Origin of the sequence: Pseudomonas sp. URMO17WK12:I11 (assembly GCF_007677725.1) — a bacterium.
GTDB lineage: Bacteria > Pseudomonadota > Gammaproteobacteria > Pseudomonadales > Pseudomonadaceae > Aquipseudomonas.
The window spans coordinates 171,778-194,067 of sequence record NZ_VEDF01000007.1; the positions used below are offsets into that span (position 1 = coordinate 171,778).

Consider the following 22,290-nt stretch of genomic DNA (forward strand, 5'->3'; position numbering starts at 1 on the left):
TCCAAGGTGGGGCAAGTTGAAAACGGCAGGCAGTTTAGCACGCCGTGGTGCCGACCATTCTGCTTACCTGTGGGAGGCGACGCTAGGCTACTATGACGGCCTATACGAGGAGTTCCGTTCATGCATAACCCACAGAACCTGATCTGGATCGATCTTGAGATGACCGGTCTGGACCCGGACCACGATGTGATCATCGAGATGGCCACCATCGTCACCGACAGCGAGCTGAACACCCTGGCAGAAGGCCCGGTGATCGCCATTCACCACAGCGATGAAGTGCTGGCACGGATGGACGAGTGGAACACCCGCACCCACGGCGCCTCGGGCCTGACCCAGCGCGTACGGGACAGCCGCGTGAGCATGGCCGAAGCCGAAGCCCAGACCATCGCGTTCCTGGAGCAGTGGGTACCGAAAGGCAAGTCGCCGATCTGTGGCAACAGCATCTGCCAGGACCGCCGTTTCCTGTACCGGCACATGCGCGAGCTGGAAAACTATTTCCACTACCGCAACCTGGATGTCTCCACCCTCAAGGAACTGGCCGCCCGCTGGGCCCCGGAGGTGCGCGACAGCTTCAAGAAAGGCGGCACCCACCTGGCGCTGGACGACATCCGCGAATCGATCGCCGAACTGCGCCACTATCGCGAGCACTTCATCAAGTTCTAAGCGGCAAGCTGCAAGCTAAAAGCTAAAAGCCAGGCGATGCGCTGTTGCGCTGGACGGGGTTTTCCAGCCTCCGCGCACCGCTTGCAGCTTGCAGCTAGCAACTTCTTCTTCCCCTGGGTCCTGTCATGTTGTTGATGTTGTATTTGATTGCCATTACCGCCGAGGCCATGACCGGGGCGTTGTCCGCGGGTCGGCGTGGCATGGACTGGTTTGGCGTGGTGCTGATCGCCTGTGTCACGGCGCTTGGGGGCGGGTCGGTGCGGGATGTGCTGCTGGGCCATTACCCGCTGACGTGGGTGAAACACCCTGAATACCTGGTGCTGACCAGTTGCGCGGCACTGTTGACGATTTTCATCGCGCCAATGATGCGGCGCTTGCGCTCGCTGTTTCTGGTGCTCGATGCCCTGGGGCTGGTGGCCTTCACCCTGATCGGCTGCATGACCGCGCTGGAAATGGGGCAGGGCATGCTGGTGGCATCGATCAGTGGGGTGATAACCGGCGTATTCGGCGGCATCCTGCGGGATATCTTCTGCAACGATATCCCGCTGGTATTCCGTCGTGAACTGTACGCCAGCGTATCGTTCGCCGCGGCCTGGTTTTACCTGGGCTGCGTGTACTTCCAGGTGCAGGCTGAACAGGCGACGCTGCTGACCCTGTTTGGTGGATTTCTGCTGCGCTTGCTGGCTATCCGCTTTCACTGGGAAATGCCCAAATTCCACTACAACGACCAGCAGTAGCCCGGCCAGGCCGGTAAACGGCGCGGGTGGTCAGTCTGCGCCGTGGCGTTCCAGCGCCCACTCGACATGCTCGCGCACCAGCGCCGAATCGTCTTCGCGACGCGCCTTAAGCGCCTCGATCACGGGGATGGTCGACGGCGCATTGCCCAGGCCCACCGCCAGGTTACGCAGGAAGCGCTCATAGCCCGCGCGGCGCAGCGGCCCACCTTCGGTCTTGCGCAGGAACGTGCGTTCGTCCCACAGGAACATCTCGGCCAACTCGGCGTTTTCCAGGCCGTGCCGCGGCTGAAAGTCCTGCTCCTGGCTGGGCGTGGCGAAGCGGTTCCACGGGCAGACGATCTGACAGTCGTCGCAGCCGAACACCCGGTTGCCCATTTTCGAACGCAGCTCCAGCGGAATCGGCCCGCGCAGCTCGATGGTCAGGTAGGAAATGCAGCGCCGCGCATCCAGCACGTAGGGGCCGACGAAGGCTTGGGTCGGGCAGATGTCCAGGCATGCCTGGCAGCGTCCGCAATGCTCGCTGACATGCGGCGGGTCGACCGGCAAGGGCAGGTCGACGAACAGCTCGGCCAAGAAAAAGTAACTGCCGGCTTTGCGGTTGAGCAGCAGTGTGTTCTTGCCGATCCAGCCCAGCCCGGCCTGTTCGGCCAAGGCCTTTTCCAGGACCGGGGCACTGTCGACGAAAGCCCGGTAGCCGAACGGGCCGATCGCCTCCTGGATGCGGTCGGCCAGAAACTGCACGCGCTTGCGCACCAGCTTGTGGTAGTCCCGGCCCAGGGCATAGCGCGAGATATAGGCCTTTTCGGGCTGGGCGAGACGCTGCGCCATTTGCGTGTCGCCGGGCAGGTAGTCCATGCGCAGCGAAACCACGCGCACCGTGCCCGGAATCAATTGCTCGGGGTGGGCGCGCTTGCTGCCGTGTGCCCCCAGGTACTCCATCTCGCCCTGGTAGCCGGCGTCGAGCCAGCGTTGCAGATGATGTTCATGCTCGCCAAGGTCGACGCCGGCGACGCCAACGTGGGCAAAGCCGAGTTCTTGGCCCCACATCTTGATCGATTGGGCCAGTTGGACGAGGTCGGGTGTAGAAGCAGGCATGGGTGGGCAGGCAATACGGGCTCAGGTGCGTATAATTCTGCCAGACATTGGAGCCTTTGACCCCATGGCGCAGACCAAACACACCGGTAGTACCCCACACGTGCTCAGTAGCGCCACCGTCGCGCGCCTGCCGGCACGTCCGCTTGATGCGCAAAAAGGCGATTTCGGCCACGTCCTGGTGGTTGGCGGCGACCTCGGCACCGGTGGTGCCGTGCTGCTAAGCGCCGAGGCCGCCCTGCGCTGCGGTGCCGGCCTGGTCAGCGTCGCGACCAGGGCGCACCATGTGCCTGCTGGCTTGACGCGGATGCCGGAATGCATGTGCCTGGGCGTCGAGTCGGCCAATCAGCTGATGGCGCTGCTCGATCGCGCCTCGGTGCTGGTGGTGGGCCCGGGCCTTGGCCAGGCCGCCTGGGGGCGCAGCCTGCTGTCGGCGGCTGCTACGGCGCGCTGCCCGCAAGTGTGGGACGCCGATGCCCTGAACCTGCTGGCGCGCGCGCCGTTGGCCCTGCCCAGTGGCAGCATTCTCACGCCGCACCCAGGCGAGGCAGCGCGCTTGCTGGGGATTTCCACCGAAGCGGTGCAGGCCGACCGCGCTGGCGCGGCGCGCAAGTTGGCGCGTCGGCATGACAGTGTCTGCGTGCTCAAGGGCGCCGGCACCTTGGTGGCAGACCCCAGCGGGCAGTTGGCCCAGTGCCTGCGCGGGCACCCGGCCATGGCTGGGGCAGGGCTGGGCGATGTGCTGACCGGAGTGCTGGCAGCTTTGCTGGCGCAAGGGCTCGATGCCTGGCAAGCGGCAGGTCTGGGCGTCTGGCTGCACGCCTGCGCCGGCGAGCGCCTGGGTGTAGAAGGTAGAGGCCTGGCGGCCAGCGATCTGGCGCCGGTCATTCGTGAGTTGTTGGAGGAACATTCTGCGTGTCTGGCATAACCCTGTTTCTGGCCGATGAAGCGGCTACGGTCGATTTCGGTGCGCATCTGGCTGCGGTAACTGACGGTCACGGCGTGATTTTTCTGCAAGGCGACCTGGGCGCGGGGAAAACCACGCTCTCGCGTGGTCTGATCCGAGGCTTGGGCCATACTGGTGCAGTGAAAAGCCCGACCTTTACCGTGGTCGAACCCTACGAGATCGGCGAGCTGCGGGCGTTTCATTTCGACCTGTATCGCCTGGTCGATCCCGAGGAGCTGGAGTTCATGGGCATTCGCGATTATTTCGAGGGCGACCCGCTGTGCCTGTTCGAGTGGCCAGAAAAGGGTGCGGGCGTTTTGCCAAAGCCTGACCTGACCATTACCATAAGCCCCCAAGCGGGCGGCCGCTCGCTTGAGCTCGTGCCGCAGGGGGCTCGCGGCGAGGCCTGGTGCACTGCACTGGCCGCACACCATAAACAGTAAGTGGGGTAGGTATGCGCATACGCGCACTGGTCGCTTTGGTTGGATTGCTGCTGACTGCGGTGACCGTTGACGCTTTGGCCGTTACGCAGGTCAAGAGCATGCGCCTGTGGCGGGCGCCGGACAACACGCGGCTGGTCTTCGACCTGTCAGGCCCGGTGCAGCACAGCGTCTTTACCTTGAGCGCGCCGGATCGCCTGGTCATCGACATCAATGGTGCAACCCTGGCGGCGCCGCTGAACGTGGCCACCTCGAACACCCCCATCAGCAGTGTGCGCTCGGCCCAACGCACCGCCACCGACCTGCGCGTGGTGGTCGACCTGAAGAAATCGGTTACCCCCAAGAGCTTCACCTTGGCGCCCAACGCCCAATATGGCAACCGCCTGGTGGTCGACCTGTACGATCAGGAAGCCGACGCTGTCGCTGCCACCGCGCCGACCCCGCCGCCGACGCCAGTGCCCACGCCTGCAACCACGCCCGCGGTGCCAGTGACCCCGGCCCAGCCAGCCATCAAGCTGCCCCCGGTGCCGAGCGGCAAGCGCGACATCGTGGTCGCCATCGACGCTGGCCACGGTGGCGAAGACCCGGGTGCTTCCGGCTCGCGCGGTCAGCATGAAAAAGACATCGTGCTGCAGATCGCCAAGGAGCTGCAACGCCAGATCAACAGCGAGAAAGGCTATCGTGCCGAGCTGACCCGTACCGGCGACTATTTCATCCCCTTGCGCAAGCGCACGGAAATCGCGCGCAAGAAGGGTGCCGACCTGTTCATCTCGATTCACGCCGACGCCGCGCCGTCGCGCGCCGCCTTCGGTGCGTCGGTGTTCGCCCTGTCCGACCGTGGCGCCACCTCCGAGACGGCGCGCTGGCTGGCGGATACGGAAAACCGCTCCGACCTGATCGGTGGCGCCGGTAATGTCAGCCTCGACGACAAGGACCGCATGCTCGCCGGGGTATTGCTCGACCTGTCGATGACGGCCACGCTGAGTTCGAGCCTGAACGTCGGGCAGAAGGTGCTGGGCAACATGGGGCGGGTGACCTCGCTGCACAAGCAGCGGGTGGAGCAGGCCGGGTTCATGGTGTTGAAATCGCCGGACATCCCGTCGATCCTGGTCGAAACCGGCTTCATCTCCAACAACAGCGAAGCGGCGAAGCTGGCCACGGCCAGCCACCAGCAGGCGCTGGCGCGCTCGATTCATACCGGCGTGCGCCAGTACTTCCAGCAAAATCCGCCGCCAGGCACCTACGTCGCCTGGCTGCGTGACAGTGGCAAGATTGCCCAGGGCCCGCGCGAGCATACGGTACGCCCCGGTGAAACACTGGCCATGCTGGCTGTGCGCTACCAGGTGAGCGTGACCAGCCTGCGTAGTACCAACAGCCTCAAGACCGACGAATTGAAGGTCGGCCAACACCTGGATATCCCTGCTACGACGCTGGCTGCACAATGAGTGGTGGCGCCCGCATCCAGCTGCTGACGCCGCGGCTGGCCAACCAGATCGCCGCTGGCGAGGTCGTCGAGCGGCCTGCCTCGGTGGCCAAGGAGCTGCTGGAAAACAGCCTGGACTCCGGTGCCCGACGCATCGATGTGGACGTCGAGCAGGGCGGGGTGAAGTTGCTGCGCGTGCGTGACGATGGCAGCGGTATTTCAGCCGACGACTTGCCACTGGCCCTGGCCCGTCACGCCACCAGCAAGATTCGTGAGCTCGAAGACCTCGAAGGGGTCTTGAGCCTCGGCTTCCGGGGCGAGGCCCTGGCCTCGATCAGCTCGGTGGCAAGGCTCACCCTGACCTCGCGGACCGCCTCGGCGGGCGAGGCCTGGCAGGTGGAAACCGAAGGCCGCGACATGACCCCGCGGGTGCAGCCAGCGGCGCATCCGGTCGGCACCTCGGTCGAGGTGCGTGATCTGTTCTTCAATACCCCGGCCCGGCGCAAATTCCTCAAGGCCGAGAAGACCGAATTCGATCACCTGCAGGAAGTCATCCGGCGACTGGCGCTTGCGCGCTTCGATGTGGCGTTTCATCTGCGCCACAACGGCAAGAGCATCCTCAGTCTGCACGAGGCCCATGACGACATGGCGCGAGCGCGCCGTGTAGGCGCCATCTGCGGAGCGGGGTTCATGGAGCAGGCGCTGCCGATCGATGTCGAGCGCAACGGCCTGCGCCTGTGGGGCTGGGTCGGCTTGCCGACCTTCTCGCGCAGCCAGGCGGACCTGCAGTACTTCTTCGTCAACGGGCGAGCAGTGCGCGACAAACTGGTCGCCCATGCCGTGCGCCAGGCTTACCGCGACGTGCTGTTCAACGGGCGGCATCCGACCTTCGTGCTGTTCCTGGAGCTCGAACCGAACGGTGTCGACGTCAACGTGCACCCGACCAAGCATGAAGTGCGCTTCCGTGAGGGCCGTTCGGTGCACGATTTCCTCTACGGCACCTTGCACCGGGCCCTGGCCGATGTGCGTCCGGAAGATCAGCTGGCAGCGCCCGCCGCAGTGCCCGAGCCACTGCGTCCCAGTGGCCAGCTGGCCGGCGAATTCGGCCCGCAAGGCGAAATGCGCCTGGCCTCGCCATTGCTCGAGCAACCTCAGACGTTGCAGTCGGGTATCTCCAATGGCGGCAGCGGGGCAGGCTACCAGTACTCGTACACACCGCGCCCGGCCCAGGCGCTGCCGGCCGCCGAGGCACAAGCGGTATATCGCGAGTTCTACAAGCCGCTGAACGATGGTGCGGCTACGGCACCGGCCCTGCCGCAGAGCGAGGGTGATATTCCGCCGCTGGGCTACGCCCTGGCGCAGCTCAAAGGGATCTACATCCTCGCCGAGAACGCCGTGGGGCTGGTGCTGGTGGACATGCATGCGGCCCATGAGCGCATCATGTACGAGCGGCTCAAGGTGGCCATGGCCAGCGAGGGGCTCAGCGGCCAACCGTTATTGGTGCCTGAAACACTGGCCTTGAGCCAACGAGAGGCCGATTGCGCCGAGGAGCACGGCGCCTGGTTCCAGCGCCTGGGGTTCGAACTGCAGCGCCTGGGCCCGGAAACCCTGGCCATCCGCCAGATCCCGGCACTGCTCAAGCAGGCCGAGGCCAATCGCCTGGTGCAGGACGTGCTGGCCGACCTCATGGAGTACGGCACCAGCGACCGGATCCAGGCGCACCTCAACGAGTTGCTCGGCACCATGGCCTGCCACGGCGCGGTGCGGGCCAATCGACGCCTGGCCATTCCCGAGATGAACGCTTTGCTGCGCGACATGGAAAACACCGAGCGCAGCGGCCAATGCAACCACGGTCGGCCTACCTGGACCCAGATGGGTCTTGACGATCTGGACAAACTTTTCCTGCGCGGTCGATGAAATGAGCGGCAAGCCTCCGGCAATATTTCTCATGGGCCCGACGGCGGCCGGCAAGACCGATCTTGCCATCGAGCTGACCCAGGCCTTGCCCTGTGAGTTGATCAGCGTCGATTCGGCGCTGGTGTATCGCGGCCTGGACATCGGTTCGGCAAAGCCGTCCAAGGCCACCCTGGCAGCCTACCCACACCGGCTCATCGACATCCGCGACCCTGCCGAAAGTTATTCGGCAGCGCAGTTTCGTGCCGATGCCCTGGAGGCGATGGCCGACATCAGCGCGCGCGGCAAGATTCCGCTGCTGGTCGGCGGCACCATGCTTTATTACAAGGCATTGATCGACGGCCTGGCGGACATGCCGGCAGCCGACAGTGCGGTGCGCGCCGTCCTCGAAGCCGAGGCCGAGGCGCTGGGGCTGAGCGAGTTGCATCGCCAGCTGGCCGCGATCGACCCGGAATCGGCGGCGCGCATCCACCCCAACGATCCGCAGCGGCTGATCCGGGCGCTGGAGGTCTATCGGGTCAGTGGGCAGAGCATGACCGCCCATCGTCAGCGCCAAGCAGCGCAAAGTGCCGACGCAGACACAGGCGCGGGCGGGCATTTGCCCTATACTGTCGCCAGTTTGGCCATCGCACCTGCCGATCGTCACATTCTGCATCAGCGAATTGCGTTACGATTTTCACAAATGTTGGAACAGGGCTTCGTCGAGGAGGTCCGATCGCTGCGAGCCAGAAGTGACTTGCACGCCGGGCTGCCGTCTATACGGGCAGTGGGGTATCGGCAAGTCTGGGACTACCTCGATGGCAAGCTGACTGAGAATGAGATGCGCGAACGCGGTATCATCGCCACTCGGCAGCTGGCCAAGCGGCAGTTCACCTGGTTGCGCGGCTGGCCAGACGTACACTGGCTAGACAGCCTGGCCTGCGACAATCTGTCCCGCACCTTGAAATACCTGGGGTCCGTCTCCATATTGAGCTGAGTTCCTGCTGATTGCCGTCTATTCTTGCGATGGGGCGGCCTAACTTATCGATTTTTCTGATTTTCTATTTTCCTTACAGGAGTGCGGCATATGTCAAAAGGGCATTCGCTACAAGACCCTTACTTGAACCAACTGAGAAAAGAAAAGGTCCCGGTGTCGATCTATCTGGTCAACGGGATCAAGCTGCAGGGTTCGATCGAATCTTTCGACCAATTCGTGGTGCTGCTGAAGAACACCGTCAGCCAGATGGTATACAAGCACGCTATCTCGACCGTCGTCCCTGCCCGCCCGGTTCGCCTGCCAAGCCCGTCCGATTCCGAACACGGCGACAGCGAGCCAGGCAACGCCTGATAGGAGCCTGCATTGTTCTTTGAGCGCCACGGTGGTGGTGAACGGGCGTTGCTCGTTCACTTGGAAGGTCAGAACCCTGAGGCGCGCGAAGACCCGCAGGAGTTTCAGGAACTGGCACTGTCGGCCGGAGCCGACATCGTTTCGTTGGCCACGGTCGCCAGGCATCAGCCTACGGCCAAGTACCTGATTGGCAGCGGCAAGGTCGAGGAGCTGCGCGATCGGGTCAAAGCCGAACAGGTCGACCTGGTGATTTTCAATCACACCCTCACGCCCAGTCAGGAGCGCAACCTCGAACGTGTGTTCGAGTGTCGTGTGCTTGACCGTACCGGGCTGATTCTCGACATCTTCGCCCAGCGGGCGCGTACCCATGAAGGCAAGCTGCAGGTCGAACTGGCCCAGCTCGACCACATGAGCACGCGGCTGGTGCGCGGCTGGACCCACCTCGAGCGGCAGAAAGGCGGTATTGGCCTGCGCGGCCCGGGTGAAACCCAGCTTGAAACCGACCGCCGTCTGCTGCGGGTGCGTATCCGCCAGATCAAAGGGCGCCTGGAGAAGGTGCGCAGCCAGCGCGAGCAGGCTCGCCGCGGGCGCAAGCGCGCCGACATCCCTTCCGTGTCGCTGGTCGGCTATACCAACGCCGGCAAGTCGACCCTGTTCAACGCCCTCACCGAATCCGAGGTCTACGCGGCTGACCAACTGTTCGCCACCCTCGACCCGACCCTGCGCCGGCTCGAACTGGCTGACCTGGGGCCGATCGTGTTGGCCGATACGGTGGGCTTCATTCGTCACCTGCCGCACAAGCTGGTCGAGGCATTTAGGGCTACGCTCGAAGAGTCGAGCAATTCCGACCTGCTCCTGCATGTGATCGACGCCCATGAGCCCGAGCGCATGGAGCAGATCGAGCAGGTGCTCGCGGTATTGGGCGAGATCGGTGCCGAAGGCTTGCCGATCCTCGAGGTCTATAACAAACTCGACCTGCTTGAAGATGTCGAGCCGCAGATCCAGCGCGATGCCGATGGCAAGCCGCAACGGGTCTGGGTATCGGCTCGCGATGGACGTGGTCTGGAGTTGGTTGGCCAGGCGATTGCCGAGTTGCTGGGGGATGATCTGTTTGTCGGCACCCTTTGTCTGGATCAGCGTTTTGCTCGCTTGCGCGCGCAATTCTTCGACCTGGGTGCCGTGCAAAGTGAAGCGCATGACGAAGAAGGGCGCAGCCTGCTGAGTGTTCGGTTGCCCAGGGTCGAGTTGAATCGCCTGGTCAGCCGTGAAGGCATGGAGCCGCAAGTGTTTGTCGAGCAACACACTTTGCAATAAATGCCCGGTGAGGTCGCCGGGCGTCAGTGGCAGGCATTCTGTAGCATTGGACGGCGCGCCGTGGGCGCGTCTTTGCTTTATCAGATGGAGAGCGCTATGGCTTGGAACGAGCCGGGTGGCAACTCGAACAATCAGGATCCCTGGGGCGGCCGTCGCGGTGGCGGCGGTGGTGGCGACAAGAAGGGTCCGCCAGATCTGGACGAGGCCTTCCGCAAACTGCAGGACAGCCTGAACGGCATGTTCGGCGGTGGCAAAAAACGTGGCGGCGGTGACCGCAAGGTCGGCAAGGGTGGTGGCTTCGGACTGCTGGGCATCGGCCTGGCGGTGCTTGCTGCCATCTGGCTGTACAGCGCCGTGTACGTGGTCGACGAGCAGGAGCAGGCAGTCGTGCTGCGCTTCGGCAAGTACCATGAGACGGTCGGTCCCGGCCTGAACATCTACTTCCCGCCCATCGATCGCAAGTACATGGAAAACGTCACGCGCGAGCGTGCCTACACCAAGCAGGGGCAGATGCTCACCGAAGACGAGAACATCGTCGAAGTGCCGCTGACCGTCCAGTACAAGATCAGCAACCTGCAGGACTTCGTGCTCAACGTCGACCAGCCGGAGGTCAGCCTGCAACATGCGACCGACAGCGCCCTGCGCCACGTGGTGGGTTCCACCTCGATGGACCAGGTGTTGACCGAAGGCCGTGAGCAGATGGCCGTGGATATCCGCGAGCGCCTGCAGCGCTTCCTCGACAACTACCGTACCGGTATCACCGTGACCCAGGTCAACGTACAGAGCGCGGCAGCCCCGCGTGAAGTGCAGGAAGCCTTCGACGACGTGATCCGCGCACGCGAAGACGAGCAACGTGCCCGCAACCAGGCCGAGTCCTACGCCAATGGCGTGGTGCCCGAGGCCCGTGGTCAGGCCCAGCGCATCATCGAGGACGCCAACGGTTATCGCGACGAGGTCATCGCCCGTGCCAAGGGTGAGGCCGATCGCTTCGTCAAGCTGGTCGGTGAATACCGCAAGGCGCCTGACGTCACCCGTCAACGTCTGTACCTGGAAACCATGCAAGAGGTGTACAGCAACTCGAGCAAGGTCCTGGTCACGGCCAAGGATGGGCAGAACAACCTGCTCTACCTGCCGCTCGACAAGATGGTTCAAGGCAGCCGCAATGACTCGGCCCCCGGCACCAGCGTCAGCCCGTCGGTCAACGACGCGGCCGCGCGTACGGCGCAGGACCAGCAACAGCAACAGCAGCCGCTGCGCACTAGGGAGAGCCGCTGATGAGCAACCGATCGCTGATCGCCCTGATCGCCGCCGTGGTGCTGGCCATCGTGGCCTGGAACAGCTTCTACATCGTGTCCCAGACCGAGCGTGCGGTACTGCTGCGCTTCGGTAAGGTGGTTCAGGCCGACGTCCAGCCTGGCCTGCACGTGAAGATTCCGTACGTGAACCAGGTTCGCAAGTTCGACGCACGCCTGATGACCCTCGACGCACCGACCCAGCGGTTCCTGACCCTGGAGAAGAAAGCGGTGATGGTCGACGCCTACGCCAAGTGGCGGGTCAAGGATGCCGAGCGCTTCTACACGGCCACCTCCGGCATGAAGCAGATCGCCGACGAGCGCCTCTCGCGACGTCTTGAAAGCGGCCTGCGCGACCAATTCGGCAAGCGCACCCTGCATGAGGTGGTTTCCGGTGAACGCGACGCGCTGATGGCTGACATCACCGCTTCGCTGAACCGCATGGCCAACAAGGAGCTGGGTATCGAGGTCATCGACGTTCGCGTCAAGGCCATCGACCTGCCGAAGGAAGTCAACCGCAGCGTGTTCGATCGCATGAGCACCGAGCGTGAGCGTGAAGCGCGCGAGCACCGCGCCAAGGGTAACGAATTGGCCGAAGGTATTCGTGCCGACGCCGACCGCCAGCGCCGCGTACTGCTCGCCGAAGCCTACCGCGAAGCGGAAGAAACCCGCGGTGACGGTGACGCCCAGGCAGCTGCCATCTACGCCAAGGCCTATACCCAGGACGCGGATTTCTACGCGTTCTACCGTAGTCTGCAGGCGTACCGCGAAAGCTTCTCGAACAAGAGCGACGTGCTGGTCCTGGATGCGAAGAACGAGTTCTTCCGCTACTTGGACAAGAGCAAGCCGTAACGCTCAGGCCCTGATTTTCAGGCAGTGGCGCCCCGCCCGGCGGCTAAAACACCAGGCGGGGTGCATCCTGAATGAAAAGGGGTGTATGATGAGTCAGCCGGGAAATTTCCCGGCTTTTTTGCGTCTGCAAGGTTGATTGGCGAATCGCCAATTGGCGGTTTGCTCAGTGCGCAAGGCAATTAGAGGGTATCGAGTACGGTGGCTGCGCTGGGATCAGTGCTGCCCGCTGCTGTGCGCGATACCGGCTTTACTGACGGCTCGCCTGCAGGCAAGCCGCCCGGACCAGAGGGGAATTGGCGTAATGGCAACGGTAGACCGCTGGCTGCTGCCAGATGGCATCGAGGAAGTACTGCCACCTGAGGCTGCGCGCATCGAGATCGCGCGTCGCCAGGTGTTGGACCTGTTCCAGAGTTGGGGCTACGAACTGGTCGTCACCCCACATATCGAGTACCTGGAGTCGCTGCTGACCGGCGCCGGCCAGGACCTGGACCAGCGTACCTTCAAGGTGGTCGACCCGCAGTCGGGCCGCCTGATGGGTTTCCGTGCCGACTTCACCCCGCAAGTGGCGCGCATCGATGCCCACACCTTGCGTCGTGAAGGCCCGAGCCGTCTGTGCTACGCCGGCAGCGTGCTGCATGCCCAGCCGCGTGCGCTTTCCACTTCGCGCAGTCCGATCCAGCTGGGTGCCGAGCTGTATGGCGACGCCAGCCCGACCAGCGATGTCGAAGTCATCAGCCTGATGCTCGCCACCCTGCAGCTGACCGATGTTGCCGATGTGCACATGGACCTTGGCCACGTCGGTATCTATCGCGGCCTGGCCCGCGCCGCCGGCCTCTCGGGCGCGGTCGAACAACAGCTGTTCGATGCCCTGCAGCGCAAATCGGTCGATGAAGTGCAGGCACTGACTGCCGATCTGCCCAAGGACCTGGGCAACATGCTGCGCGCCCTGGTCGAACTGTGCGGCGGCCGTGAAGTGCTGGCCGAAGCCCGCGTGCGCCTGGGCCGTGCCCCGGCCAGTGTGCTGGCAGCGCTCGATGACCTGCTGGCGATCGCCGATCGCCTGGCGTCGCGCTACCCGCAACTGCCGCTGTACTTCGACCTCGGCGAACTGCGCGGCTACAACTACCACACCGGCGTGGTATTCGCCGTGTTCGTACCTGGCGAAGGTCAGTCGATCGCCCAGGGTGGGCGCTATGACGATATCGGCGCGGATTTCGGTCGGGCCCGCCCGGCCACCGGTTTCTCCACGGATTTGAAGACCCTGGTCACACTGGGGCGAGCGGAGGTCGTATTGCCCACGGGCGGCATCTGGATGCCGGACAGTGGCGACGCGACCCTTTGGCAGCAGGTCTGCCAGTTGCGCAGCGAGGGCCAGCGTGTGGTCCAGGCCTTGCCTGGCCAGCCGTTGAGTGCTGCTCTCGAGGCGGATTGTGATCGGCAATTGATTCAGCAAGACGGGCGCTGGCAGGTTCTGCCGCTGGCCCAGTGAGTTTCTGCGTCGGCACCTAGGCCGGCAACCAAGTTTGCGTGAATGAGGACCAATGTAATGGGTAAGAATGTCGTCGTCCTGGGCACCCAGTGGGGTGATGAGGGCAAAGGCAAGATCGTCGATCTGCTGACCGAACATGCTGCCGCCGTAGTGCGCTACCAAGGTGGCCACAATGCGGGCCACACCCTGGTGATCAACGGTGAGAAAACCGTTCTGCACCTGATTCCGTCGGGCATCCTGCGTGAAGGCGTGCAGTGCCTGATCGGCAACGGCGTGGTCGTTGCCCCTGACGCACTGATGCGCGAAATCACCAAGCTGGAAGAAAAGGGCGTACCGGTGCGCGAGCGCCTGCGTATCTCGCCAGCTGCGCCGCTGATCCTGTCGTATCACGTAGCCCTCGACCAGGCTCGTGAAAAAGCCCGTGGCGAAGCCAAGATCGGCACCACCGGCCGCGGTATCGGCCCAGCCTACGAAGACAAAGTCGCCCGCCGTGGTCTGCGCGTGGGTGATCTGTTCCACCGTGAACGCTTCGCCGCCAAGCTCGGTGAACTGCTGGACTACCACAACTTCCAGCTGGTGAACTACTACAAAGAGCCGGCCATCGACTTCCAGCAGACCCTGGACGAGTGCATGGCCTATGCCGAGCAGCTGCAGCCGATGATGCTCGACGTCACCGCCGAGCTGCACAACCTGCGTCGCGCTGGCAAGGACATCATGTTCGAAGGTGCCCAGGGCTCGCTGCTGGACATCGACCACGGTACCTACCCGTATGTCACCAGTTCCAACACCACCGCTGGCGGTATCTCCACCGGCTCCGGCGTTGGCCCGATGTACCTGGACTACATCCTCGGTATCACCAAGGCCTACACCACCCGCGTAGGTTCCGGTCCGTTCCCGACCGAACTGTTCGACGAAACCGGCGCGACCCTGGCCAAGCGTGGTCATGAGTTCGGTTCGACCACCGGCCGTGCCCGCCGTTGCGGCTGGTTCGATGCGGTGATTCTGCGTCGTGCCATCGACGTCAACAGCATCTCGGGCATCTGCCTGACCAAGCTGGACGTGCTCGACGGCTTGGAAACCATCAACATCTGCGTTGGCTACAAGAACGAGAACGGTGCAGTCATCGATGCCCCCTCCGACGCCGACAGCTACATTGGCCTGGAGCCGGTGTACGAAGAGATGCCAGGCTGGAGCGAGTCGACCGTCGGGGTGAAAGCCCTGGACGAGCTGCCACAAGCTGCGCGTAACTACATCAAGCGCATCGAAGAGCTGGTGGGCGCGCCGATCGATATCATTTCGACCGGTCCGGATCGCAACGAAACCATCGTGTTGCGTCATCCGTTTGCCTAAGTAGCGGCCCCAGGCGCTACCAACGCCGCGATCCTGCATGGGGTCGCGGCGTTTTCGTTTGTGCAGTGCCTTGCGTACTGTGGGTTGCCAGCTTGCTCAAGCTTGGCGCTTTTCCCTGCTGCCCTCGGCATAACCCTTGCTGTAAGAAGTTTCTGTAGATGCCATCAAAATAGTGGCGCCAGAAAACACGAGGGTTACACCGTGTCTGCCATCCTCTCTTTGTTACGAAGCCGCCTGTTGCGGCCTGTGTTTGTTGCGCTGGGTATCGCCCTTTTGGTGCAGGTGGTGGTTGCCGTTGCGCTGACGCGAAGCACGGTTACGGCCCTGGAAGCCGACCTGGCTGAGCGTTTGGGAACTGATGGTCGTCAGCTTGCCGGTGTACTGGAGCAAGCCGGGCGTGATGTGCGATCAGGCCTGGACGGCCTGTCCAGCAGTACCCGTCAGCGCTTGAGTGCCGGGCTATCCACGCGGCTGCAGGATGAACAGCAGCAGATACGCATCACCCTGGAAAAAAACCTCAAGGATTCGGCCAACGACATGGCCGAGCTTCTCGCTTCGGTCGCGCCGCGGGCGATCTGGGACAACGATGTGCCGGTCCTATCGGATTTCGCCCGTCGTGCGCAGCGTAATCCGAACGTGCTGTTTGTGGTCTACGACGATGCCCAGGGCCAGCACCTGACGCGCTACCTGAATCGACAGAACCCCATCAACCAGGCGCTGATGGACAAAGGCCAGGGCGAGCGTGCGCTGGACAAGGTGATCGACGCCGCGCGACATGACCCGGCCGTGTACGTTGTCGAGGCCTCGATCAACCCTAATGGCGCGGAAATCGGCAAAGTATTGATGGGCGTTTCCACCGCGGGTGTCGATCAAGCGCTGGCAGCGCTCGATCAGCGCTTTTCCGCCTTGATCGCCAGCGGCGAGCAACTGGTCGGTGACAGCCTCGGCGCCGCAGCCGCCGACAGTGGCAAGGCCCTGCGCCAGCGCCTGGAGACCGCCCAGGCCAGCGCCGCAGCGATGCAGAGCAATACGGCGCAAACGGTCCGCGAGGCTGCCGGCGAACTGCGTTGGCGCATTGGCTTGGCGCTGGTCATGGTTGGGCTGGGCGTGCTGCTGGTGGTGGCCCTGGTGCTGGGGCGTCGCGTGCTGAATCGGCTGCGCCTGCTGATCACTGCGCTCGATGACCTGGCCGCCGGGGAGGGCGACCTGACCAAGCGGGTCAACCTGAGCAGCCGTGACGAGATCGGTGACATGGCCTCGGCAGTCAACCGCTTCGTCGACAAGCTGCAGCCGATCGTCCGCGAGGCAGGTGATGTGGCCCAGCGTACTGGGGTAGAAATCGGCGCGATGGCCCAGCGCAACGCTGGTGCCGATGCCGCTGCAGCGTTGCAGCGTGACGAGGTCGCTGCCAGCCTGCGCGATCTGTCGAGCATGGCCGACGAGGCGCAGGCCGAAAGCCATGCCATGCAAGCAGCCTTGCAGCAGGTGGTGGATATTCGCCAGGCCACCGATGAAAACAGTCGCGCCTCCACGCAGCTGGCGAGCCTGATCGAGAACCTTGCCGGGCAGGTCGAGACGGGGTCGCAGGTCATCGAGCGCCTGGCCAAGCAGAGCGAGCAGATCGAAGTGGTGCTGACCGTCATCCACGGCATCGCCGAACAAACCAATCTGCTGGCCCTTAACGCTGCAATCGAAGCTGCACGTGCTGGCGAGACGGGTCGCGGGTTTGCTGTAGTGGCCGATGAAGTGCGGGCCCTGGCGAGCAAGACCCAGAGCTCTACCGGCGACATTCAGGCGCACATCACCGCCCTGCAGAAGGGTGCCAAGGAAGCGGTTGCGACCATTAGCCAGGCCGGCCTCAAGGCCAGTGAAGGGTTATTGGTACTGCGTGACAACGAGCGTCGCCAGCAATCGGTTCAGTCGGCAGTGCAGCAGGTGCATGCGGCCATCGGCCTGGCGACCCGTGCTGCCGAGCAACAGGCGCATGGCGCGCAGGCCGTGCGCGGGCGGGTGGAGAACATCCATGCCCAGGCCGAGCGTTCGGCTGAGGTGGTGATGCAGACCACGGCCAGCAGCAAGGTGCTGGATGACCTGGCAGCCCAATTGCGTGCCAGTCTCGGTCAGTTCCGGGCTTGAAGCTTGCGCGATCTGCTGTATGGGCGGCCTTGCCGGTCCGGTGTCCCGGCGAACCCGCTCCTACTGCGAGCCATGTTGCCATGCTGTCGGCGACACATGACCAATGGAGTTGCTCATGTCCGCCCAGTTGGTCGCCGCACAGGCTGACCTGGATTTCCTGTACAGTGACAGCGTACTGCTCACTGCCCCGATGACTGCCCTGCAAGCCTACTGCGCCATGACCTCGGACGTGCCCGGCTGGCTAGCCAAGGCCTTCCGCATTCGCAACACCATCTCACGTCGGTTGAATGTCGCCAACATCCACGGCTTCACTCGCCGCGATCCAGCGCATGTGCCAGCCGTCGGCGAGCACCTGGACTTCTTCACCGTCGAGGCCATCAGCGACCAGCAACTGGTGCTGACTTCGCGCGATACGCACTTGGCGGTGATGGTCTGTATGGATGTGTGCGGGCACAGCTTGAGCGTGACCACGTCGGTGTTGTGCTTCAACATTTTTGGCCGGTTGTACATGCTGCCGGTCGGCATGGTGCATGGCCTGATCATAAAGAACATGCTGGCGAAGCTTTAAGCCGCATTGAGCCTGATCAGGAAACATTCTTTTACTGATCAAGTGGTCATCATCGTCGAAGCTGTAGGAGATTTCTCAAATATTCCCTGATAAGGCGTTTGCTGTTGCAGGGGCTGACACAGGGGGCTAGTGTCGTATTGGACCTGAAAGCGGTCGGTACCAGCCGCCGGTTTACTTCGGGAACAAGCTCAGGATGACGAAGCCGGAGCATCGTCGTTATCAGTCCTATCTTTACCAAGGAGAGGTAAGCATGGCTTTCGATGCTTATGTTCAAATCGCGGAAATCTCTGGCGAAGCACTAGATGAGCAGTACGCCAACTGGATCGAAATCATCGGCTACAAGTTCGGTGCCAATCAGAACACCTCTGCCACCGCCAGCTCTGCGGGCGGCGCATCATCAGGCCGCACCACCCTTACCAACTTCACTTTCACCAAGTACCTGGACAGTGCCAGCTGCAAGCTGCTGGAGGCGAGCTGTGCCGGGCAGCACTTGAAGGAAGTGAAGCTGGTGCTGCGTCGTGCTGGTGGTGACAAGCTCAAGTACTACGAAGTCATCCTGGAAGAAGTGATCATTGCCGACTACGCCCAGAGCGCTAGCGCTGGAGTGCCAGTGGAGGTGGTACAACTGAACTACGGGCGCATCAAGACTACCTACACCCGGCAGAAACGCCTCGATGGCAGCGCCGGCGGCAACGTGACAGGTGGTTGGGATCGTATCAACAACAAGAAGTATGCGTGAGGTGCGACTATGTCCGAGGCGCGCAGCTTCATCAATCCACAAGCGCAGTCGTATGAGTCGCTGAAGGCCGACACCCCGATGTCGGCCAATCAGCGGGCCAAGTTTGATGTTTTGAATGCGCATATCGCCAATGGTGTGGTTGTTGGTGGTGAGTTGGTGATTGTTGGAGATTCCAGTACGCCATCTTGTACGAGTCACGAAGCTTTTTTGATGGCCAAGGCTTTTGAGGTTCACCATCAGCTAGAGGTTAGCGGAGCTGGGGTGGATGACTTCTTTCTTGATAATTATGAAATGTTGCAGACATTGGTTGGGCATGTTTCTACTGGGGTGGGAGTTGCTACTGATGGGTGGAGCAAGCATCTGGAATCCATTAAGAAGACACTGGTGGAGATTGACGAACTGCATAGAGCTTACTTGGGGGATAGCTCGCTCAGGGCGCGTGACGAGTTTTACGCGAAACGGGCGGCCTTGTTCCATGCGCTGGAGGGAAAACTCGACAAAATGGCCGCGTTCGGATCAGGCCTGCGTAACACGGGATCGATCAAGAGGATGTTGGAAATATCCACCAAAAGCTTTTTGCATACAGGAGAAATTGCCAAGTATGCAGATAAAGTGACCGGTGTTTCCAGTGCGGCGAACTTGATAAAAAAGGGAACTTATCTTGGCACGGCATTGGAAGTAGCTTCTACAGGCCTTGCCATCCACAAGGCTTGCACTTTGGGTCGAGAGGAAGATTGCAGAAAAGCCAGATATGTTGAGACCAGCGCCTTGGCAGGTAGGATTTCTGGTAGTGCCGGTGGTGGGGTCGTGGGAGGTGCGTTGCTAAGCTCCCTGTGTGTGGCGGTTGGAATCCCCTCAGCAGGTTTTGGAGGGGTCACATGTGTCGTAATTGGTGCGGCGGTGGGAGGGAAGTATGGAGGGGACTACGGTGGGGAGTGGATGGGTAGTCTCGGGGAGTTGATTTATGAGAGTGTGCGAGAATGAGTGTCGAAGTATTGACAGTGATCGCGTCTGTTCTGCTTGCTTGCATGGCGATCAGTGTGAGTGTGATGATCTATTTGGCTTATCGGTATACAGACGATATTGAAACGGCCTTGCCGAGATGCAGGTATATTCAGAGTAATAAGGAGAATTTTTCAGCAGCCGGCCTTGTTGGAAAAATAATGCGCACCTGCCTGGCAGCAAATATGCTCATGATTCCGAAGTTATTCGTTCGAAAAGGTGTGGCAGATGCTTCGGATGTCGAAAGTTTTCCAGGGCCTATGAAAAGAGTTCTGTTACCGTCTTGGGTGGGGCTTGTGTTATCAACGTCCTTGTTCTTTGCTTTCAACTGGCTAATAGGGATTTTAAAGTGAGCCAATGATGTAGCCTCAGGTGCTCAGGCTTGTGGCCAGGCGGCATTGGCAGCCTGGGCAAACATTCAAGCCTTATTCAAATACATCCGCGTCGTCAGCAGATACACCGGCAACCCCGAAACCACAATCAGCAACGCCGCATAAGGCGCCGCCGCCGCAAACTCGACGTTGGCCGTATGCGCCCAGACTTCGGTGGCCAGGGTGGTCATGCCAGTCGGGCTGAGCAGCAGGGTGGCGGTCAGTTCCTTCATGGCATCAAGGAACACCAGCGCAAACGCCGCTGCCAGCGCCGGGAAGATGATCGGCAAGGTCACCCGGCAGAATGCCGCGAAGCTGCTGGCGCCCAAGGTGCGGGCTGCTTCTTCGAGGGTCGGTGAGGCCTTGTTCAGCGCGGTGCGCACCGGCGCCTGGGCCAGTGGCAGGAACAGCAACGCATAGGCCAGCAGCAACAGCGCAGTGGTCTGGTACAGCGCCGGCACATAGTGCAGCGCAAACACCACCAGGGTCAGGGCGATCACCAGGCCCGGCAGCGCGTGCAGCAAATAGGGCAGGCGTTCGGCCCAAATTGCCAGGCGCCCCTTGTAGCGCACCACCAGGAAGCTGACCGGCAGCGCCAGGACCACGCAGAACCCTGCGCCACCCAGCGATACCGACAGCGAAGTCAACAGCGCTTGGCCGATCGCTGCCACCGGGAACGCCGCCGACGAGCCAACGCTCAGCCAGTAACCAAGCATTGCCAGCGGAATTCCGCTGCCGAGAATCGCCAGGCCCAGGCAGAACAGTTGCGCCAACGGCATCCAGCCGCGCAGCCGTACCGGTTGGCCACGGCGGGCGACGCCCTGGCCAATGCGCACATGCCGAGCCTTGCCGCGTACCCGCAGCTCCAGCCACAGCATCAGCAGGCACAGCGCCAACAGCACGGCCGAGAGCATCGCGGCATTGGCATTGCTGAACTCCAGCTCGAACTGCTGATAGATTGCCGTGGTGAAGGTCTGCAGGCCGAGAATCGACAGTGCGCCGAATTCCACCAGCATGTGCAAGGCGATCAATAGCGCGCCACCGAGCATCGACGGCCATAGCAGTGGCAAGGTGATCTTGTGGAACACGCCCCAGCGGCTGTAGCCCAGGGTGCGCGCCGACTCCTCGAGCGAGGTGTCGAGGTTGCGCAGGGTCGCCGCCACAGGCAGGAACACCAGCGGGTATTTCGACAGCGCCATGACCAGGATCGCTCCGCCCAGGCCTTCGAAATCCGAGCTCAACGACACCCAGGTAAAGCTGCTGACGAACGAGGGGACGGCGAACGGCAGGCACAGCACCACGCCCCACAGGCGCCTACCTGGCAAGTCGCTGCGCTCGAGCAACCAGGCCAGGGCCATGCCCACCACCATGCACACCAAGGTCACGCCACCCATGAGCAGCAGGGTGTTGCGCAGCAGGCCCCAGACGAACGGGCGCCACAGCAGATGCAATGCCTCGCGCCAGCCGGCCTCCCACGCCTTCATGGCGACGTAGAGCAACGGCAGTACACTCATCGCTACCAGAAATAGCACAGGCAGCAGCACCCAGATCGAGGGGCGCTTGCGGCGCGGTACGAAGCGTACCGGCACCGGCTCGGACACGGCGGCGGTCATCAGAGCAAGCCGACCTCGCGTTCAAGCTCCAAGGCTTCCTCGGCGTTGCCAAGGTCGGCAGGGGAAATCTGCGGCGGACGCAACTCTTCGAACGGCTTGAGACCGCGGTCGGAGACCATGCCTTTATGCAGCGGGTATTCGGCGGTGGTCTGGGTGATCACGCGCTGGCCCTCTTCGCTGGCCATCCAGTTGAGCAGGGCCTGGGCTTCTTTGGGATGTTTACTGGCTTTTACTGCGCCTGCACCGGAAATGGTCACCAGGTTGCCGGCATCGCCGTCGGCCAGGTAGTAGAGCTTCGAGTCGAGCTTGCCGCGCTCGCGCTCAAGGGCGTACCAGTAATAGTTGTTGACCAGCACGGCGGCCACTTCGCCTTTCTCCACGGCCTTGAGGGCGACCATATTGTTGGTGTAGGTCTTGCCGAAGGCCTTGAGACCGGTCAGCCATTCTTCGGTGGCTTCACGGCCGTGCATCTTCAAGATGGCCACGGCCTGCTCCTGGAAGGCGCCGCTGGTAGGCACGAAGCCGACGCGACCGTCCCACTGCGGGTCGGCGAAATCCATCACCGTGGTGGGCAGGTCTTTCTCGTCGATCTTCTTCGGGTTGTACACCACCACGCGGGTACGCGCGGTCACGCCCATCCAGGTGCCATTGGCGGCAACGTACTGCTTGGGCAGCATGTTCAAGGTGGCGTCGTCGATCTTCGCCAGCAGGCCCAGTTCGCCCAGGTTGTTCAGCGGCGGCGATTCTTCGGTGTAGATGATGTCGGCCGGCGAACGGTCGCCTTCCTCGATGATCTGGCTGGCCAGCTGGTTGCTGCTGCCCTTGCGGATATTGATGTGGATACCGGTCTTGGCCTCGTAGGCCTTGGCGATGGCCTCGCCGATTTCCTTGTGCTGGCCGTTGTACATGGTCAGCGTGACCGGTTCGTCTGCCAGGGCGGCCGGAGCGCCGATCACCAGGCTCAGAACTGCGGCGGCCAGGGTGCGCATCAGCGGTTGCGGGCGGATCGTCATGCGGGTACT

Annotated in this window: 21 protein-coding genes and 1 pseudogene; 19 read left to right on the forward strand and 3 right to left on the reverse strand. The window is 62.5% G+C overall.

The genetic code is table 11. The features are described from left to right. The first annotated feature begins 120 nt into the window (after positions 1–120). Both orn and FS665_RS15180 read left to right on the forward strand, forming a co-directional pair. Positions 121–663: an oligoribonuclease gene (gene orn / locus FS665_RS15175; RefSeq protein ID WP_145189948.1), complete on the forward strand. Its 543-nt coding sequence runs from the start codon at positions 121–123 to the stop codon at positions 661–663. Between the two features lie 125 nt (positions 664–788). Further along, the gene (locus tag FS665_RS15180; protein ID WP_145189951.1) at positions 789–1,400 is read left to right on the forward strand and encodes a trimeric intracellular cation channel family protein; all 612 of its coding nucleotides are present in this window, start codon (positions 789–791) and stop codon (positions 1,398–1,400) included. A 30-nt stretch (positions 1,401–1,430) separates the two neighbouring features. Here FS665_RS15180 and queG read toward each other — a convergent pair whose 3' ends face one another. Then, positions 1,431–2,495 (reverse strand): tRNA epoxyqueuosine(34) reductase QueG, encoded by a 1,065-nt coding sequence (gene queG, locus FS665_RS15185; RefSeq protein WP_145189955.1) that lies wholly within the window; start codon positions 2,493–2,495, stop codon positions 1,431–1,433. A gap of 64 nt (positions 2,496–2,559) precedes the next feature. Between queG and FS665_RS15190 the strand changes: the two genes are divergently transcribed. The 17 genes and pseudogenes from FS665_RS15190 (at position 2,560) to FS665_RS15265 (ending at position 19,637) form a co-directional block, all read left to right on the forward strand. Next, positions 2,560–3,420: an NAD(P)H-hydrate dehydratase gene (locus FS665_RS15190; protein WP_145189958.1), complete on the forward strand. Its 861-nt coding sequence runs from the start codon at positions 2,560–2,562 to the stop codon at positions 3,418–3,420. Positions 3,421–3,428: 8 nt separating this feature from the next. Beyond that, positions 3,429–3,881: a tRNA (adenosine(37)-N6)-threonylcarbamoyltransferase complex ATPase subunit type 1 TsaE gene (gene tsaE / locus FS665_RS15195; protein WP_371921280.1), complete on the forward strand. Its 453-nt coding sequence runs from the start codon at positions 3,429–3,431 to the stop codon at positions 3,879–3,881. 11 nt (positions 3,882–3,892) lie between these two features. Then, on the forward strand, positions 3,893–5,323 hold the full coding sequence (locus FS665_RS15200; protein WP_145189963.1) for an N-acetylmuramoyl-L-alanine amidase: 1,431 nt from the start codon (positions 3,893–3,895) through the stop codon (positions 5,321–5,323). Beyond that, positions 5,320–7,218 carry a DNA mismatch repair endonuclease MutL gene (mutL, locus tag FS665_RS15205; protein ID WP_145189966.1) on the forward strand — a complete coding sequence of 633 codons (1,899 nt, stop codon included), beginning with the start codon at positions 5,320–5,322 and terminating at the stop codon, positions 7,216–7,218. Before FS665_RS15200 ends, mutL begins: the two co-directional genes overlap by 4 nt. A gap of 1 nt (position 7,219) precedes the next feature. Next, the gene (gene miaA, locus FS665_RS15210; RefSeq protein WP_145189969.1) at positions 7,220–8,191 is read left to right on the forward strand and encodes a tRNA (adenosine(37)-N6)-dimethylallyltransferase MiaA; all 972 of its coding nucleotides are present in this window, start codon (positions 7,220–7,222) and stop codon (positions 8,189–8,191) included. 90 nt (positions 8,192–8,281) lie between these two features. Further along, complete coding sequence (hfq, locus tag FS665_RS15215; RefSeq protein ID WP_027920748.1) at positions 8,282–8,542, forward strand: RNA chaperone Hfq; 261 nt, start codon at positions 8,282–8,284, stop codon at positions 8,540–8,542. Between the two features lie 12 nt (positions 8,543–8,554). Beyond that, a complete protein-coding gene (gene hflX / locus FS665_RS15220) occupies positions 8,555–9,856 on the forward strand; it encodes a ribosome rescue GTPase HflX (protein WP_145189972.1) in 1,302 nt (433 codons plus the stop codon). 96 nt (positions 9,857–9,952) lie between these two features. Beyond that, on the forward strand, positions 9,953–11,131 hold the full coding sequence (gene hflK, locus FS665_RS15225) for an FtsH protease activity modulator HflK (protein ID WP_145189975.1): 1,179 nt from the start codon (positions 9,953–9,955) through the stop codon (positions 11,129–11,131). After that, the gene (hflC, locus tag FS665_RS15230; RefSeq protein WP_145189978.1) at positions 11,131–12,000 is read left to right on the forward strand and encodes a protease modulator HflC; all 870 of its coding nucleotides are present in this window, start codon (positions 11,131–11,133) and stop codon (positions 11,998–12,000) included. Before hflK ends, hflC begins: the two co-directional genes overlap by 1 nt. Positions 12,001–12,301: 301 nt before the next feature. Beyond that, positions 12,302–13,489, forward strand: coding sequence for an ATP phosphoribosyltransferase regulatory subunit (locus FS665_RS15235; protein WP_145189981.1), 1,188 nt, complete (start codon positions 12,302–12,304; stop codon positions 13,487–13,489). A gap of 57 nt (positions 13,490–13,546) precedes the next feature. Beyond that, the gene (locus FS665_RS15240) at positions 13,547–14,839 is read left to right on the forward strand and encodes an adenylosuccinate synthase (RefSeq protein ID WP_145189984.1); all 1,293 of its coding nucleotides are present in this window, start codon (positions 13,547–13,549) and stop codon (positions 14,837–14,839) included. A gap of 1,092 nt (positions 14,840–15,931) precedes the next feature. Next, a pseudogene (locus FS665_RS23955) lies at positions 15,932–16,069 on the forward strand (hypothetical protein); the annotation flags it as partial. Between the two features lie 201 nt (positions 16,070–16,270). Then, positions 16,271–16,975 (forward strand): methyl-accepting chemotaxis protein, encoded by a 705-nt coding sequence (locus FS665_RS23960; protein ID WP_371921281.1) that lies wholly within the window; start codon positions 16,271–16,273, stop codon positions 16,973–16,975. A gap of 115 nt (positions 16,976–17,090) precedes the next feature. Further along, positions 17,091–17,543 carry a DUF2867 domain-containing protein gene (locus tag FS665_RS15250; RefSeq protein ID WP_145189990.1) on the forward strand — a complete coding sequence of 151 codons (453 nt, stop codon included), beginning with the start codon at positions 17,091–17,093 and terminating at the stop codon, positions 17,541–17,543. Positions 17,544–17,793: 250 nt separating this feature from the next. Next, positions 17,794–18,282: a type VI secretion system tube protein Hcp gene (locus FS665_RS15255; RefSeq protein WP_145189992.1), complete on the forward strand. Its 489-nt coding sequence runs from the start codon at positions 17,794–17,796 to the stop codon at positions 18,280–18,282. A 9-nt stretch (positions 18,283–18,291) separates the two neighbouring features. Beyond that, a complete protein-coding gene (locus tag FS665_RS15260) occupies positions 18,292–19,266 on the forward strand; it encodes a hypothetical protein (protein ID WP_145189995.1) in 975 nt (324 codons plus the stop codon). Then, a complete protein-coding gene (locus FS665_RS15265; RefSeq protein ID WP_145189998.1) occupies positions 19,263–19,637 on the forward strand; it encodes a hypothetical protein in 375 nt (124 codons plus the stop codon). The genes FS665_RS15260 and FS665_RS15265 overlap by 4 nt, the downstream gene beginning before the upstream one ends. Positions 19,638–19,702: 65 nt before the next feature. Here FS665_RS15265 and FS665_RS15270 read toward each other — a convergent pair whose 3' ends face one another. Continuing rightward, complete coding sequence (locus tag FS665_RS15270) at positions 19,703–21,268, reverse strand: iron ABC transporter permease (protein WP_145190001.1); 1,566 nt, start codon at positions 21,266–21,268, stop codon at positions 19,703–19,705. Next, complete coding sequence (locus tag FS665_RS15275) at positions 21,268–22,281, reverse strand: extracellular solute-binding protein (protein WP_145190004.1); 1,014 nt, start codon at positions 22,279–22,281, stop codon at positions 21,268–21,270. The genes FS665_RS15270 and FS665_RS15275 overlap by 1 nt, the downstream gene beginning before the upstream one ends. Positions 22,282–22,290 lie beyond the last annotated feature (9 nt).

Coding starts and splice junctions, on each gene's coding strand:
- FS665_RS15200 (WP_145189963.1), top strand. CDS start 3,893: ATGCGCATACGCGCACTGGTCGCTTTGGTTGGATTGCTGCTGACTGCG.
- mutL (WP_145189966.1), top strand. CDS start 5,320: ATGAGTGGTGGCGCCCGCATCCAGCTGCTGACGCCGCGGCTGGCCAAC.
- FS665_RS15275 (WP_145190004.1), bottom strand. CDS start 22,281: ATGACGATCCGCCCGCAACCGCTGATGCGCACCCTGGCCGCCGCAGTT.
- FS665_RS15270 (WP_145190001.1), bottom strand. CDS start 21,268: ATGACCGCCGCCGTGTCCGAGCCGGTGCCGGTACGCTTCGTACCGCGC.
- queG (WP_145189955.1), bottom strand. CDS start 2,495: ATGCCTGCTTCTACACCCGACCTCGTCCAACTGGCCCAATCGATCAAG.
- orn (WP_145189948.1), top strand. CDS start 121: ATGCATAACCCACAGAACCTGATCTGGATCGATCTTGAGATGACCGGT.
- FS665_RS15235 (WP_145189981.1), top strand. CDS start 12,302: ATGGCAACGGTAGACCGCTGGCTGCTGCCAGATGGCATCGAGGAAGTA.
- FS665_RS15180 (WP_145189951.1), top strand. CDS start 789: ATGTTGTTGATGTTGTATTTGATTGCCATTACCGCCGAGGCCATGACC.
- miaA (WP_145189969.1), top strand. CDS start 7,220: ATGAGCGGCAAGCCTCCGGCAATATTTCTCATGGGCCCGACGGCGGCC.
- FS665_RS15190 (WP_145189958.1), top strand. CDS start 2,560: ATGGCGCAGACCAAACACACCGGTAGTACCCCACACGTGCTCAGTAGC.
- FS665_RS15250 (WP_145189990.1), top strand. CDS start 17,091: ATGTCCGCCCAGTTGGTCGCCGCACAGGCTGACCTGGATTTCCTGTAC.
- hfq (WP_027920748.1), top strand. CDS start 8,282: ATGTCAAAAGGGCATTCGCTACAAGACCCTTACTTGAACCAACTGAGA.
- FS665_RS15265 (WP_145189998.1), top strand. CDS start 19,263: ATGAGTGTCGAAGTATTGACAGTGATCGCGTCTGTTCTGCTTGCTTGC.
- FS665_RS15255 (WP_145189992.1), top strand. CDS start 17,794: ATGGCTTTCGATGCTTATGTTCAAATCGCGGAAATCTCTGGCGAAGCA.
- FS665_RS15260 (WP_145189995.1), top strand. CDS start 18,292: ATGTCCGAGGCGCGCAGCTTCATCAATCCACAAGCGCAGTCGTATGAG.
- FS665_RS15240 (WP_145189984.1), top strand. CDS start 13,547: ATGGGTAAGAATGTCGTCGTCCTGGGCACCCAGTGGGGTGATGAGGGC.
- FS665_RS23960 (WP_371921281.1), top strand. CDS start 16,271: ATGGCCGACGAGGCGCAGGCCGAAAGCCATGCCATGCAAGCAGCCTTG.
- hflK (WP_145189975.1), top strand. CDS start 9,953: ATGGCTTGGAACGAGCCGGGTGGCAACTCGAACAATCAGGATCCCTGG.
- hflC (WP_145189978.1), top strand. CDS start 11,131: ATGAGCAACCGATCGCTGATCGCCCTGATCGCCGCCGTGGTGCTGGCC.